11 protein-coding genes and 1 pseudogene are annotated in these 13,958 nt (G+C 58.3%); 2 read left to right on the top strand and 10 right to left on the bottom strand.

What is annotated here, in order from left to right; genetic code table 11:
• Positions 1-141, top strand: a pseudogene (locus M7R55_RS00060) (IS3 family transposase); the annotation flags it as partial.
• Positions 142-215: 74 nt separating this feature from the next.
• Here M7R55_RS00060 and lpdA read toward each other — a convergent pair.
• The 7 genes from lpdA to M7R55_RS00025 all read right to left on the bottom strand — a co-directional run bounded on the left by lpdA (position 216) and on the right by M7R55_RS00025 (position 9,798).
• Complete coding sequence (gene lpdA, locus M7R55_RS00055) at positions 216-1,988, bottom strand: dihydrolipoyl dehydrogenase (RefSeq protein WP_298217395.1); 1,773 nt, start codon at positions 1,986-1,988, stop codon at positions 216-218.
• A gap of 25 nt (positions 1,989-2,013) precedes the next feature.
• A complete protein-coding gene (gene aceF / locus M7R55_RS00050) occupies positions 2,014-3,336 on the bottom strand; it encodes a dihydrolipoyllysine-residue acetyltransferase (protein WP_298217393.1) in 1,323 nt (440 codons plus the stop codon).
• A gap of 84 nt (positions 3,337-3,420) precedes the next feature.
• Positions 3,421-6,090 (bottom strand): pyruvate dehydrogenase (acetyl-transferring), homodimeric type, encoded by a 2,670-nt coding sequence (gene aceE, locus M7R55_RS00045; RefSeq protein WP_298217391.1) that lies wholly within the window; start codon positions 6,088-6,090, stop codon positions 3,421-3,423.
• Positions 6,091-6,355: 265 nt separating this feature from the next.
• Positions 6,356-7,828 (bottom strand): helicase HerA-like domain-containing protein, encoded by a 1,473-nt coding sequence (locus M7R55_RS00040; RefSeq protein WP_298217389.1) that lies wholly within the window; start codon positions 7,826-7,828, stop codon positions 6,356-6,358.
• 90 nt (positions 7,829-7,918) lie between these two features.
• Complete coding sequence (locus M7R55_RS00035) at positions 7,919-8,098, bottom strand: PLD nuclease N-terminal domain-containing protein (RefSeq protein WP_298217398.1); 180 nt, start codon at positions 8,096-8,098, stop codon at positions 7,919-7,921.
• Between the two features lie 37 nt (positions 8,099-8,135).
• The gene (locus tag M7R55_RS00030; protein ID WP_298217387.1) at positions 8,136-8,891 is read right to left on the bottom strand and encodes an SDR family NAD(P)-dependent oxidoreductase; all 756 of its coding nucleotides are present in this window, start codon (positions 8,889-8,891) and stop codon (positions 8,136-8,138) included.
• A gap of 34 nt (positions 8,892-8,925) precedes the next feature.
• Positions 8,926-9,798, bottom strand: a complete 873-nt coding sequence (locus M7R55_RS00025) for a squalene/phytoene synthase family protein (RefSeq protein ID WP_298217385.1) — start codon at positions 9,796-9,798, stop codon at positions 8,926-8,928.
• 309 nt (positions 9,799-10,107) lie between these two features.
• Here M7R55_RS00025 and M7R55_RS00020 point away from each other — a divergent pair, with 309 nt between their 5' ends.
• Positions 10,108-11,043 (top strand): methyl-accepting chemotaxis protein, encoded by a 936-nt coding sequence (locus tag M7R55_RS00020; RefSeq protein ID WP_298217384.1) that lies wholly within the window; start codon positions 10,108-10,110, stop codon positions 11,041-11,043.
• A 37-nt stretch (positions 11,044-11,080) separates the two neighbouring features.
• Here M7R55_RS00020 and M7R55_RS00015 read toward each other — a convergent pair whose 3' ends face one another.
• Genes M7R55_RS00015 through ftsY form a run of 3 tightly spaced genes read right to left on the bottom strand, consistent with a single transcriptional unit; the run spans position 11,081 to position 13,901 of the window.
• Positions 11,081-12,064, bottom strand: coding sequence for an ABC transporter permease (locus tag M7R55_RS00015; protein WP_298217382.1), 984 nt, complete (start codon positions 12,062-12,064; stop codon positions 11,081-11,083).
• Between the two features lie 2 nt (positions 12,065-12,066).
• The gene (gene ftsE, locus M7R55_RS00010; protein WP_298217381.1) at positions 12,067-12,735 is read right to left on the bottom strand and encodes a cell division ATP-binding protein FtsE; all 669 of its coding nucleotides are present in this window, start codon (positions 12,733-12,735) and stop codon (positions 12,067-12,069) included.
• A complete protein-coding gene (gene ftsY / locus M7R55_RS00005; RefSeq protein WP_298217379.1) occupies positions 12,732-13,901 on the bottom strand; it encodes a signal recognition particle-docking protein FtsY in 1,170 nt (389 codons plus the stop codon). Before ftsY ends, ftsE begins: the two co-directional genes overlap by 4 nt.
• Between the last annotated feature and the right edge of the window lie 57 nt (positions 13,902-13,958).

The raw sequence follows: 13,958 nt of genomic DNA, 5'->3' as shown, positions 1-13,958 counted from the left end.
AGTAACCATGACTTACCCATTGCACCGAACCTGCTCAACCGCCAGTTTGGCGTGCGCAAGCCAGATACGGTGTGGGTTGGCGATATCACCTATATCGCCACCGACGAAGGCTGGCTGTTCCTTGCCGTGGTGATTGACCTGATAGTCATCGGAATGGCTGGATCGTATCTGAGCCGGGAAACGCTAGTCCTCATTGGTATTCGCGTACTGAACGCTTAACGTTTCTTGGGTGGCAGTAAATCCGTGATCGTTCCTTCGGCCATTTCCGCTGCGAAACCCAATGTTTCAGAAAGGGTGGGATGTGGGTGGATGGTCAGGGCGATATCACTCATGTCTGCGCCCATTTCCATGGCGAGCACGGCTTCGGCTATCAGTTCGCCAGCGTTCGGGCCGACGATGCCGACGCCGAGCAGGCGGTGGGTTTCTGCGCAGAAGAGGGCCTTGGTCAGGCCTTCATCTCGACCGATACTGAGCGAGCGGCCTGATGCGGCCCAGGGGAAGGCACCTTTCTCGTAGGCGATGCCTTCTTCCTTGAGTTGATCTTCGGTTTTGCCGGCCCAAGCAATTTCAGGGTCGGTGTAGGCAACGCTCGGGATGGTGATGGGCGTGAAGGCGGATTTCATGCCGCAGATGACTTCTGCTGCAACCTTGCCTTCATGCACGGCCTTGTGGGCCAGCATGGGTTGGCCGACGATGTCACCGATGGCGAAGATATGCGGCACATTGGTCTGCATCCGCGCATCAACGGGGATGAAGCCGCGCGGATCGACGGTGACACCGGCCGCTTCCAGGTTGAGCTTGCGGCCGTTCGGCGAGCGGCCGACAGCGACCAGAATCTTGTCGAAGCGATCGGTTGCTGGGACGGATTTGCCTTCGAAGGTCACATCCAGGCCGTCGGCGGTCGCGGTGACGCCGGTGACCTTGCTGCCGAGATAAATGTTCTCGTAGCGTTTCTTGATGTCTTTGAGCAGCGGGCGAACCAGGTCCTTGTCCGCGCCGGGGATGATGTTGTCCGCCAGTTCGACGATGGTGATCTTGCTGCCGAGCGACGCGTACACCTGCGCCATTTCCAGGCCGATGATGCCGCCACCGATGATCAGCATCCGCTTGGGGATATCGGCCAGTTCGAGCGCGCCGGTCGAGTCGATGACGCGGGGATCGTCGTGGGGAATGAACGGAAGTTTCACCGGCTGTGAACCCGCGGCGATGATGGCGTGTTCGAATTGAACGGTCGTCTGGTTGCCATCGGCGGCGGTAATGCGGATATGGTTGGCGCTGGCAAATTGGCCGACGCCTTGCAGGATGGTGACCTTGCGCTGTTTGGCTAATTGCTTGAGGCCGCCGGTGAGCTTGTCAATCACGCCGTTCTTGAAGCCGCGCAGGCCATCGAGATCTATTTTCGGCTCGGCGAAGGTAATGCCGTGACTGCCCATTTCGCGGGTTTCGTTGAGTATGCCGGATACGTGCAGCAGGGCCTTGGACGGGATGCAGCCCACGTTCAGGCAAACGCCACCGATTTTTTCAAAGCGCTCGATCAGGATGACCTTCTTGCCCAGATCCGCGGCGCGGAAGGCGGCGGTGTAGCCACCGGGGCCAGCGCCCAGAACGACCACGTCGCATTGATGATCTGCATTCAGATCAGACGGCGCTGCGACGGGTGCTGCCGTTGCGACAGTAGTCGCCCTGGCCTTGGGTGCGCTGGGTGCCGGTTCTGCGGCTGCATGGGCTGATTCGCCCGCGGATTCAGTGGCGGATTCCATGGTGGCGATGGGGTCGCCCGTGCCGACCTGATCGCCAACCTTGACCAGCAGTTCGACAATCTTGCCGGATTTTGGTGCCGGGATCTCCATGGTTGCCTTGTCGGATTCCAGTGTGAGCATCGAGGTTTCGGCTTCGACGGTTTGCCCGGCTTCAACCAGCACTTCGATGATTTCGACTTTGCCGGACACGCCGATGTCGGGCAGTTTGATGGTTTCAAGTGATGCCATGTCGGTGTCCCTTGTGAGAATCTATTTAGAGAATGAGTTCGCGCAAATCGCTCAGCACCGCCGAGAGAGCCGTGATGAAGCGGGCACCCTGAGCGCCGTCGATTACGCGGTGATCGTAGGACAGGGCGAGCGGCAGCATCAGGCGCGGTTCGAAGGTTTCGCCGTTCCAGACCGGGCTCATTTTCGAGCGCGAAACGCCGAGAATCGCGACTTCCGGCCCATTCACGATGGGCGTGAACTGCGTGCCGCCGATGCCGCCGAGGCTGGAAATTGAGAAGCAGCCGCCGGACATATCCTCGGGGCTGAGTTTGCCGTCCCGTGCTCGGGCACTCACGGCAGCAAGTTCGGCAGAGAGTTCGAACAGGCCTTTTTGATCGACGTTGCGGATGACGGGGACGACCAAGCCGTTGGGTGTGTCGACGGCTACACCGATGTGGGTGTATTTCTTAAGAATCAGGTTCTCGCCACTGGCATCGAGTGAGGCGTTGAATTTGGGGAAGTCGGCGAGTGCGCGCGCCACCGCTTTGAGAATGAACACCAGCGGGGTGAGCTTGACGCCGGCTTTTTCCGCCCGTGCTTTCAACGATTGGCGGAAGGCTTCCAGATCGGTGATGTCGGTTTCATCGAACTGGGTGACGTGCGGAATATTCAGCCAGCAGGTGGACAAATGCTTGCCCGAACGCTTTTGAATCCGGGATAACGGCACGGTCTCGATTTCGCCGAACTGGCTGAAGTCGATGCTGGGTAGGGGCGGAATGGAGCCACCAGCCGTTGCCACAGGGCCTGCCGATTGAGTCAGTGCCTTCTTGACGAAGGCCGTGACGTCGTCTTTCTGGATGCGTCCCTTCACACCGGTGCCAGTGACTTTGGCGAGGTCCACGCCCAGCGTGCGGGCAAACGCGCGTACCGAAGGGCTGGCGTGGAAGGCGGCGCCAAATGTCGGTGCGTTGATGGGCGTGTTTTCAACGTTCGCCGGAGCCGCTGCGGGTATTGGTGCCGAAGCTGCCGCAGGCGCAGCTTCTTCGGGCGTAGGTGCGGTTGGTTCAGGCGCCGGAACACTTGAGGCGGCCGGTTCAGCTTTGGCAGGTTCCGGTGCCGGGCTGGCAGCATCTTCCGCATCCATTTCGACAATGATGTCGCCGACGTTGACGGTGTCGTCCGTTTTGACCAGCACCTTTTTCACCACGCCGGCGAACGGCGCGGGGATTTCCATGGTGGCCTTATCGGATTCGAGGGTGATCAGTGATTGCTCGGCTTCAACCCGGTCACCCACGGCAACCAGTACTTCGATGACAGGCAAGTCTTTGAAGTTGCCGATATCCGGCAAGGGGACTGATTTCACGGTCATACGCGTGCTCCAAAAATGTTCAATCCAAAATTGTTCCATGTGATGCGCCCCGTTGCATGTAGCGGGGCGATCGACGATCCAGTCTTAACGTGAAGAAGGCATGCCCAGTTTCGGGTTAATGTCGTACTTCTTGATGGCTTGCGAGACAACCGACGCTGCGATGGTGCCTTCGTCCGCCAGTGCCTTGAGCGCCGTGATCACGATGTTGGCTGCATCCACTTCGAAGAATTTACGCAATGCTTCACGGGTATCGGATCGACCGAAGCCATCTGTGCCCAGCGTGACGTAACGGCGCGGCATGAATGAGCGCACCTGCTCGGTATAAAGGTGGATGTAATCAGTCGCCGCGATGATGGGGCCCTGGGTTGGTTCCAATGTGGCCGTCACGTAGGGCACTTTTTGCGGTGCTTCCGGGTTCAGGCGGTTTTCACGAACGCAGGCCTGACCTTCTCGTGCCAGTTCGCTGAAGCTCGTGGCCGACCAGACATCGGCAGCCACGTTCCAGTCCGCTTCCAGCATGGCAGCGGCTTTCTCCACTTCACGCAGAATGGTGCCGGAACCGAGCAACTGAACACGCGCCTTGTGTTTCGCTTTGGATTTGCTGAACGGGTACAAGCCGCGCAGGATGCCTTGCTCGATTTGATCCCGGTTCTCTTCCGGCATGGCGGGGTGCGGGTAGTTCTCGTTCATCGCGGTGATGTAATAGAACACGTCCTTTTTGTCGGTGAACATCTCCTTGAGGCCCGCGCGAATGATGACGGCCATCTCATAGCCGTAGGTGGGGTCGTAAGACTTGCAGTTGGGCACCGCGCTGAAGAAGACGAGGTTATGGCCGTCCTGATGCTGGAGGCCTTCACCTTCAAGCGTGGTGCGACCAGCGGTACCGCCGACGATAAAGCCGCGCGCGCGCATGTCGCCACCCAGCCATATGAGATCGCCCACGCGCTGGTAGCCGAACATCGAGTAGTAGATATAGAACGGAATCATGGCCTCGCCGTAGTTGGCATAGGCCGTGGCTGCGGCCAGCCAGGAGGACATGGAGCCGGCTTCGTTGATGCCTTCCTGCAATACCTGACCATTGGTGGCCTGCTTGTACCAGGACACCTGATCGGAGTCGACGGGTTCGTAAAGCTGCCCCGCCGGATCGTAAATGCCGACCTGACGGAACAGGCCTTCCAGACCGAAGGTGCGGGCTTCATCGGGGATGATCGGGACGACGCGTTTGCCGAGTTCTTTATCACGCAAGATGATGGCGAGAATCCGGCCGAACAGCATGGTGCTCGACATTTCGCGATCGGCCGTGCCTTTGAGAATCATGTCGAAAGCAGACAGTTCTGGCGTCGGCAGGGCGGCCGCACGGTCCACCCGGCTGGGCAGGTAGCCACCCAGCGCGCTGCGGCGTTCGTGCAGATACTTGATCAGTTCGTGGCTATCTTCCGGTTTGTAGAAGGGAACGTCGTTTTCCAGTTGCGCATCGGAAATGGGCAGGCCGAAGCGGTCGCGGAAGTATTTGAGGCCGTCGACATCCAGCTTCTTCTGATTGTGCGCCGTCATCGCGCCTTCGCCGAATGGCCCCATGCCATAGCCTTTGATGGTTTTGGCGATGATGACGGTCGGCTGGCCTTTGTGTTCGGTGGCTGCCTTGTAGGCCGCATACATCTTGCGTGGGCTGTGACCACCCCGTGTCAGGCCGAAGATTTCCTCGTCGGTCATGTTCTTGACGAGTTCAGCGGTTTCCGGGTACTTGCCGAAGAAATGCTTGCGGACAAAAGCGCCATCCTTGGCCTTGTAGGCCTGATATTCGCCGTCGACCGTTTCCATCATCAACTGCATGAGTTTGCCGGAGCTATCCTTTTGCAAAAGCTCATCCCAGCCCGGACCCCAGAGTACCTTGATGACGTTCCAGCCAGCGCCACGGAAGCTGCCTTCCAGTTCCTGAACCACTTTGCCGTTCCCGCGCACCGGGCCATCCAAGCGTTGCAGGTTGGCGTTGATGACGAACACCAGGTTGTCGAGCTTTTCGCGCACGGCCAAGCCGATAGCGCCGGTGGATTCCGGTTCGTCCATCTCGCCGTCACCGAGGAATGCCCAGACTTTGCGGGTGTTCATCTTCGCCATGCCGCGTGCGTCCATGTATTTCATGAAGCGCGCCTGATAGATGGCCTGTAATGGGCCAAGACCCATCGATACGGTCGGGAACTGCCAGAAAGTCGGCATCAGCCAGGGGTGCGGATAGGAAGAAACGCCATCGAGATGCGCTTCCTGACGGAAATTGGCGAGTTGTTCTTCGCTGATGCGGCCTTCGAGAAAGGCGCGTGCATACATGCCCGGCGAGGCGTGACCCTGGAAGAACACCATGTCGGCCCCATCGGGGTGATCGTGACCCTTGAAGAAGTGGTTGAAACCCACTTCGTACATGGTGGCGCTGGATTGGAAGGTGGCGATATGGCCACCTACGGAGGTGTGTTTGTTCGCCCGAGCGACCATGGCCATGGCATTCCAGCGGATCAACGCGCGCAGGCGCTGTTCCAGTTGGCGATCACCGGGGTAGGTCGGTTCTTTTTCTGCGGGAGTGGTGTTGATGTACGGCGTGGTCGCCGAATAGGGTGTGTCGATGCCGTGCTTGCGAGCCGCCTCGATCAGGTTGCCGATCAGGTGCCGCGCCTTGTCTGTGCCTTCGACGGCCACGACCGCCTCTAAGGCTTCGAGCCATTCGCGGGTTTCTTGCGGGTCTTGATCTTGGTATGCAGTCACTCGGATACTCCTTTGGAATCGGGCTGTCACCTGCAGGCAACAGGCCTGCAGCACTCATATCATAATGTGGGGCGATGTCGACGGCGCAACAGGCGCTCGCTGCAGACATTCGATCCTGGGCGGGGCTTTAAAACCCCACCTCATGGTAAACAGGCGGCTTCGAACTTTAACGGTCGGTTCTGTCGGCGCATCCAGTCGCATTATGCGGAAATTTTTACCGATTGTCCTTCGCCTGTGTGTAATTCCCGCTTCCTGTTTTTTCGCTTCAGCGCTTCAAGCTGCCGAGCAGTGAGCGGATCAATTGCCTTCCGATCTGGCTGCCGATCGCACGAACCGTACTGCTGATGAACGCCTCCATCGGCGTTTGTCGGCGGCTTGTTCGAGCTGTGGATTGTGCTTTTTCGTCCTCTTGGGTGTGTTGCGCGCTCAGTTGGGTCTGACGGTGAATTTCTTCCGTACGCTGCTTGAGCATCTCGAACGCAGAGTCACGATCCACCGGCGTATCGAACCGCCCCCGATAACGTGAGCGCTGCATGATGGCGGCGCGTTCCTCGTCGGTGAGCGGGCCGATGCGGCTCATAGGCGGGCGCATGAGCACCTGCTCGACCGGTGTCGGCATGCCCTTGGCATCCAGGCATGATACCAATGCTTCGCCCACACCAAGCTGGGTGATGACCGTTTCCACATCGACCGCCTCGTTGCTGCGGAAGGTTTGCGCGGCGGCACGCACGGCTTTCTGATCGCGCGGCGTAAACGCGCGCAGCGCATGTTGTACCCGGTTACCGAGTTGGCCCAATACGGTTTCGGGCAGATCGAGCGGATTTTGCGTGACGAAATAAACGCCCACGCCTTTGGAACGAACCAGACGAACCACCTGCTCGATCTTGTCGATCAGCGGTTTGGGGGCATCGTCGAACAACAGGTGCGCTTCGTCGAAGAACAGTACGAATTTTGGCACATCAAGGTCGCCGACCTCGGGCATCTGCTCGAATAATTCCGAGAGTAGCCAAAGTAACAAGGCGGCATAGACCTTCGGGCTTTCCCGATAGAGCCGATCCGCTGCCAGTACGTGAATCATGCCCGCGCCCGTGTCGGATTCAATGAGCAGATCATCAAGGGCGATGGCTGGCTCGCCGAAGAGCTGTTCGGCCCCTTCACGCTTGAAACCAGTCAGCGCGCGCATGATGGCGCCCAGACTGGCGCTGGAGATGCGACCGTATTGCGATTGGTATTCGTCGCCCGCTTCATCGAGGTGGCGCAGCAATGCCTCGAAATCCTTGAAATCGATCAGCAGCAGGCCTTGATCGTCGGCAATCTGGAATGCCATGTTGAGCACGTCTTCCTGAAGCTCATTCAAACCCAGCAGCCGGGCCAGAACAACAGGCCCGATTTCGGAAATCGTCAGTCGGAAGGGGTGACCTTTTTCACCGTGCACATCCCAGAAAATGACTGGATTGGCCTGGAAGTGCATGGGCTCCAACCCCATCTTTTCGGCGCGGGCGCTGATTTTTGGGTGTGACTTGCCGCTGGCCGCGATGCCGGACAAATCACCTTTGATATCCGCCACGAAAACGGGGGTGCCGAGCCGGGCAAACTGCTCCGCCAATACTTGCAGAGTCACGGTCTTGCCAGTGCCCGTGGCCCCTGCGATCAAACCGTGCCGGTTAATCATGCGGGTTTGAATGGTGGCCGGTTGTGTTCCGGCCCCAAGCAGGATCGAGGTGGTTTGCTCGCTCATGAATTCATCCTTATTCAGCGTCCGGGAATGCTCAAACTCTACCCTGGATGGGGTTGAGCCAGATATCGGTGACGCCGCATCGACGGTGGGTCAGCCCTTGGGGCCAAGCAATGCCCACAAGATCAAGCCCAGCACGGGCAGAAACAGGATGAGCAATACCCACAGCGTTTTGACCCCCGCACCCGCATTGCTCTGGACCACGCGGATCATGGCCCAGATGTCCAGCGCGAGAATAATAAAACCCAATAATCCACCTACTTGCATCGACATCATCTTTAAATCTCCTTTGTTTGTGCGTCCAAATATATCAGACCCTGTGCGGTTGCAGACGAATCAATTGTCCGTGGGCGTTGTTGTTGGCGAGCAATGCCAGGGCAGTGGGCAGCATGGCCGAGACATCAGCGCGTTCCGATTGCGCTTCGCCTGGGAATCGGTACTGCCGCAGGCCGCTATCGGTAGGGCCGGGGTCCAGCCCATTGATACGCACGCTGGTCGTTTCATTCGCCCATTGTTCGATCATTCTCGCGATGGCGGCGTGGGCGAGTGTGTAGGCGTTGCCGAAGGCGGGGGTGCCCCGGTCGGTGAAAAACAAGACCTGAGCGCGATTGGGCTGTGTCTGTTTCCCGGGTTGCTCCAGCAGGTGCCAGAGACTGCGGGTGAGTGCGAATGGGGCGATCAGGTTGAGGTGCAGGCTTTCCTGGAATTTCATCAGATCACTGTGGGCCAGCGGGCTGAGTTGCCCGCCTTGGCCCATGGCGTGGATCAGAATATCGATCCGGCCAAAGTTGTTTTCGATTGCATCGGCCAGCGTCTGGTAATCCTCGACGGCGGCTCCGGAAAAATCCACGTTTTGAATGACAGGCGCGCGTTGTTCGGCCTCGGCACCCAACTCGGCGGTGAGTTCATCGGCCAAGTGGTTGAGACGGTCACTTTTGCGCCCGAACAGGATCAACTGCGCGCCTTGTCGTTGCAGCGCGAATGCCATGGCTTCACCGATCGTGCCGGTGGCGCCGTTGATGACGACGATTCGACCGGCAAATCCGTCTGTTTTTTCGCTGTTCATATCGTTATCTCAATTCCATGTTTTTACAGGCGGTTCAACGCAACGGCCGCGGCGCCCGCTTGGTGGCCCACCAGGCGGTGAGCAGTTGTGCAAAAGGGGAACGCTCGGGGCGCTCGTCGAGCAGGCGCAATCCACTGCGGTGAAGGTGGACTAGACGGGCTTGGTCGAGTGCGATCAGCGCGCGGAAAAAAGCGGGTGGCCGACGACAGGTTTGTTTGAGTTCAAGCAGATGCCGATTGTGTTCTGCCCGGATGTGTTCATATTCCACTTGCAGCAAGGGTGCCAGGCGAGTGGATCGATCCGGACGGTGAAAATCCGCTTCATTGACGCTGTGCTTTTCGAGTTGCTCCACAGAGAGGTAAATAAAGCCACGAGCCACATTGCGCCCCAGCCACTGCAGGTTGTCGATGCGGTGACCGAGTGCGCCGAGTGCGCCGAGCTTCACAGTCGTTTCCTCAGGAAGATCGAGCGCCTGGGCGTACAACCGGAACAGGGCGCCCCCTTTGGCATCGAGATAGGCAGTCAGATCCGCTTCGGTATCGAATCCCTGATAATCCAGCGCCAAAAGCGCGCTACCGAGTCGAGATTCCAGATGCGGAACCATTTTTTCAAGGGTGCCGGGGGGCGTCGACTCAAGTAGTGAAATCAAAACCGGGTGATTGCTGCTGGTTTCGGTGGTCGCCTGATGCAAGGCGCCACGCCACCAATCGAGCTTGGATCGGGCAACCTGGGGCTCCGCCATGGTCTGAACGATCTCTTCCAAACTTTTGTCGAGCGCCTTGATCGCCGTAATCGCGTACAGATCCCGGCCACGCAGCGGCAGGCTGGCATATCGAAAGCCGCTGCCAATCGGGCGGGCAATCCGTTCGCACTCGGCATCGTGACTCGTGGGGCTGTGTTGATTCATGGCGGGCATCATAGCAATGCAGCTGTCCGGGGGCATCCTGAAATGCCGAGTAGGGTGGTTGTGGCTTTGACCGAGCCGGATATGTTTGTCGGATTGGCTAAAGTATTTGGCCTATGTGACGATACGCCAACCACATCGCTAAGGTATTTGGAGTCAGGTGTCCAAGGATAGTGTATCCCTATTTTTTATGGGGTTTTAAGGGTTTCTATGAATAAAATAAGTATCTTGCGGCGCCTTAAATGGTCCTTTATCGCCATGGGGGCTATTTTCCCTGTTTTTGCAAGTTTCTTTGTCAACTTCAGGGAAGGGATGCTGAGCTGGTTCTTGCTGGGTTGTGTGGCAGCGGGCATTACCGTCGGTTTTGTAAATTACTGGGTGGCGCAGGTCGTGTTGTTGCGGCAATTGTCGAAAATGGCCATTTTGACCGGCTCAGTACGGCAGGGTGACCTGACGAGTAAATGCGACTTGATGAGCGACGATGCCATCGGCAAAATTGCTGATAGTTTCAACGGCATGATCGACACGCTGCATCGCCAGATCGGCGACATCAACCACGGCAGTGCATCGATGCAAGAAGCGGCCAATACGCTCGATCACCGCATCGGTCAGGTGATGACCGAGCAGAGTCAAGGACAGATCACCCGAAGTGTCGGTTCGATTCACTTCGCCCTTGCCCGCGTTGATACGGCCACCCGGCACATCCATTCTCTGGTGTCGGCCAAGGAAGAAATCGAATCCATGACACGCACCATCAGCTCGGTGGCCGACCAAACCAACCTGTTGGCACTGAATGCAGCCATTGAAGCCGCCCGCGCAGGTAAGCATGGGCGGGGATTTGCCGTGGTGGCCGGAGCAGTCTGGGCGTTGGCGCTGCGCAGTCAGGACGCCACCGTGCAGATTTCGGCAGTGATGGAGCGCTTGACCCGCGAGGAGGGTCAGACGGATCAAACCATGACCGAAGTCGTGGATTACTCTCAGCAGGCCGAAGCGGCTATGAGCGCGGCGCAAGGTGAGTTGGAGCAAGTCCTGGTTGCCATCGACGATTCCGTGTCGGCCACGTTGAGCGTGGAAAGCAACAGTCAGGAGCATCAGGAAACCATCGAGCAGCTCAATGCCGATCTGCACGCCTTGATCGACGTGATCACTGCCAACGCCGAACATATGTCAGCGGCGCAGGTCGCGGTATCCAGCGTGCAGCAGGATGCACAAAAACTGGGTTCGCTGGTCAGCGGTTTCAGGATTTAAGTCGAACCCCGTTCTCGAGAGCGGGGGCTCGGATAAGTCAGGCCGACACCGCGTGGCGCAAAAAATTCCGCCCGATCAGTTGGGCGCTGAGCCATCCCAGTGAAAGCCCGATCAACCCAAGCAGCGCGGTCAGCATCATCGGGGTGATCACGGTGATCTGAGTACCGTATTCCGCCGCGAATTGATTGATGGGTGCCGTGAGCATCGTCAATAGCGTGTAGATCAAGCCGCTGGCCACCAGGCCACCCAGCAGTCCCATGATGGCGCCGTCATAAAGTAGCGGGCGAATCATGTAACGCCGCGTGCCGCCGATCAGCGCGATCAACGCCAGCTCTTCACGACGTTTCTGTAATTCGAGCCGCAGTGTGTTGCCGATCACGGAAACCACGGTAAAGCCGAACAGGAACATCAACCACCAGCTCAACTCGTCGAAAAACTGGCTGATGGTTTGCAGTCGCTTTACCCATACGCCACTCTCCGAGAGATTCTCGACCAAGGGGTTGTTACGGATTTCTTCCCGCAGCGCGAGGCTGGCCTGGTCGGTCGGGTTCTTTAATTTGAGAACGACGACGGTCGGGAGCGGGTTGGGAATATCACTGTCCAGACTATCGATGTTCAGGCGTCGGGCGAGATCCTTCAGCCCCTGTTCCGGTGGAATGACGTGGGTGCTGCGGACATTGGGTTGGCTCTGCAGCCATTGGGTGAAGTCTTTTACATGGGTTTCATCGGTGCCCGTTTTGAGATACACGTTCACCTGACCCTGTTCGGCTGCCCAGGCACCACCGATGTGCTTGATCTGGGCGGCCAGCGTCATCAAAAACCCCGGCAGCGCCAGCACGATGGCTATGGCGAAAATAGTGGCCCAGGCGCTCAGGGGACGGCGCACCAGATGCCATAAGCCGTCCTTGAGGCAGCGTGCATGGTGCCGTTTCCAGGCGTTGAGTGCACTGGTCTTCGTTCTGGCAGTTCGGGTCGGTGTGCCGCTCGGGATTTTGGCCGAGGTTGAGTGGTTCTGGTCCATGCTCAGAAAGCTTCCTCTATCTGGGCAATCCGCCCTTGATTCAATACGATACGGGGCACAGCAAAGGTCTTTAACAAATGCAGGTCGTGGCTCGCGATCAACACGGTCACGCCGATGGCGTGAAAGTCGGCGAACTGGTTGAAAATTTCGCGGGAGAGTTCGGGGTCAAGGTTACCCGTGGGCTCATCGGCCAGCAGGATCTTGGGGCGATTGACCAAGGCGCGGGCGATATTGACCCGCTGCTGCTCACCACCGGAGAGTTCATCCACTCGAGCGCGTTGGCGCGCAAGCAGGCCGACCTTGTCGAGCGCCGCTTCGACGCGTCGGCGGATGTCTCGTGGCTCGAAACCGGCCACCTGCATCGGTAGGGCCACATTATCGAACACCCGTCGGTCGGGCAGCAGGTGATGATCCTGAAACACCACGCCGATTTGACGCCGCAATTTCGGATACTGGTGTTTGGGCATTTTTTGCAGATCATGCCCGCCGATGCGCACCGTGCCGCTGGTGGGGTGATCCAGCGCGGGAATCAGTCGCAGCAGGGTGGATTTTCCCGAACCGGAATGGCCGGTAATGAACACCATCCGCCCTTCGGGAATGTGAAAACGCACGTCCTGCAAACCGAAGTGGCCGTTACTGAAGCGGCGGCTAACGCCATCGAATTCGATCATATTTCCTCGCGATCCAGCAGGGCATCGACATAACCTTTCGGGTCGAACGGTCGCAAATCGCCGATCTGTTCCCCTACGCCGATAAAGTCGATGGGCAGCTTCAATTCGTCGCTAATAGCGAACAGAATGCCGCCCTTGGCGGTGCCATCGAGCTTGGTGACAATCAATCCGGTCACGCCGACCGCCTCATGGAACTGACGAGCCTGATTGAGCGCGTTCTGGCCGATGCTGGCGTCGAGCACGAGCATAATCTCGTGCGGCGCGCCAGGAATCGATTTGCTGACGACCCGGACCAGCTTCTTCAATTCTTCCATCAGGCCGCCTTGCGTATGCAGTCGACCGGCGGTGTCGGCAATCAGCACATCCATATTCCGGGCGCGCGCCGATTGGGCGGCATCAAACAGCACCGAAGCGGCGTCCTGCCGCCCCGGTTCGCCGATGACCGGGATCTGGTTGCGTTCACCCCAGGTGATCAGTTGCTCGACGGCTGCGGCGCGGAAGGTATCACCCGCGGCCAGCATCACCTTGTGCCCGGACTGCTTGTAATGGTGTGCCAGTTTGCCGATGGTCGTGGTTTTCCCGGCACCATTGATGCCGCAGACAACGATAATGTGTGGCTGCTCCGTGGGGACGGGGCGGGGTTTTTGTACGCGTTCCAGCCGCTCGACCATCAGTTGGCTGAGCTTTTCGAACAAGGCTTCGGCGTCGTTGATCTGCTTGCGGGAAATCTGCTGATGCAGGGCATCGATCAACGCGCGCGTAGTCGCTTGCCCGACGTCGGCCATGATCAATCGGGTTTCGACTTCTTCGAGCAGTTCGTCATCGATGGCCTTTTTGCCGAGGAAAAGATCGCCCAAGCCTTCGGTGAAGTTGTTGCGAGCCCTTGCCAGTTGTTGCCAGAAGCGGGATTTGGGTTTTTCCTGTGTAACGGGTTGTGGCGCCGTTTGGATGGCTATCTGTGTCGAAGGTTGCGCCGGTTCAGGTTCTTCTGTAATGGCCGCGGCAATGGATTCGGGTTCGATGGCTTTTTGCGCTTCGACCGGTTCTTCTGCAGTGGCCGAGCCATTTGATTCGACTACTGGGGCGTCGACTGAAGAATCAACCGGTGATTCGATCGCAGCATCGCCGGGCACCTGTTTTTTCTTCCGACGGAGAAATCCAAACATTTTAAAGGCCTTCGTGAATGAGATAATCCATACGGGCAGCACACTACACCGTCTATG

This window comes from Halothiobacillus sp., assembly GCF_027346185.1.
Taxonomy (GTDB): Bacteria; Pseudomonadota; Gammaproteobacteria; order Halothiobacillales; family Halothiobacillaceae; genus Halothiobacillus.
Note: the sequence above shows the minus strand (reverse complement) of the source record. Positions and strands in the feature narration are given on the sequence as shown.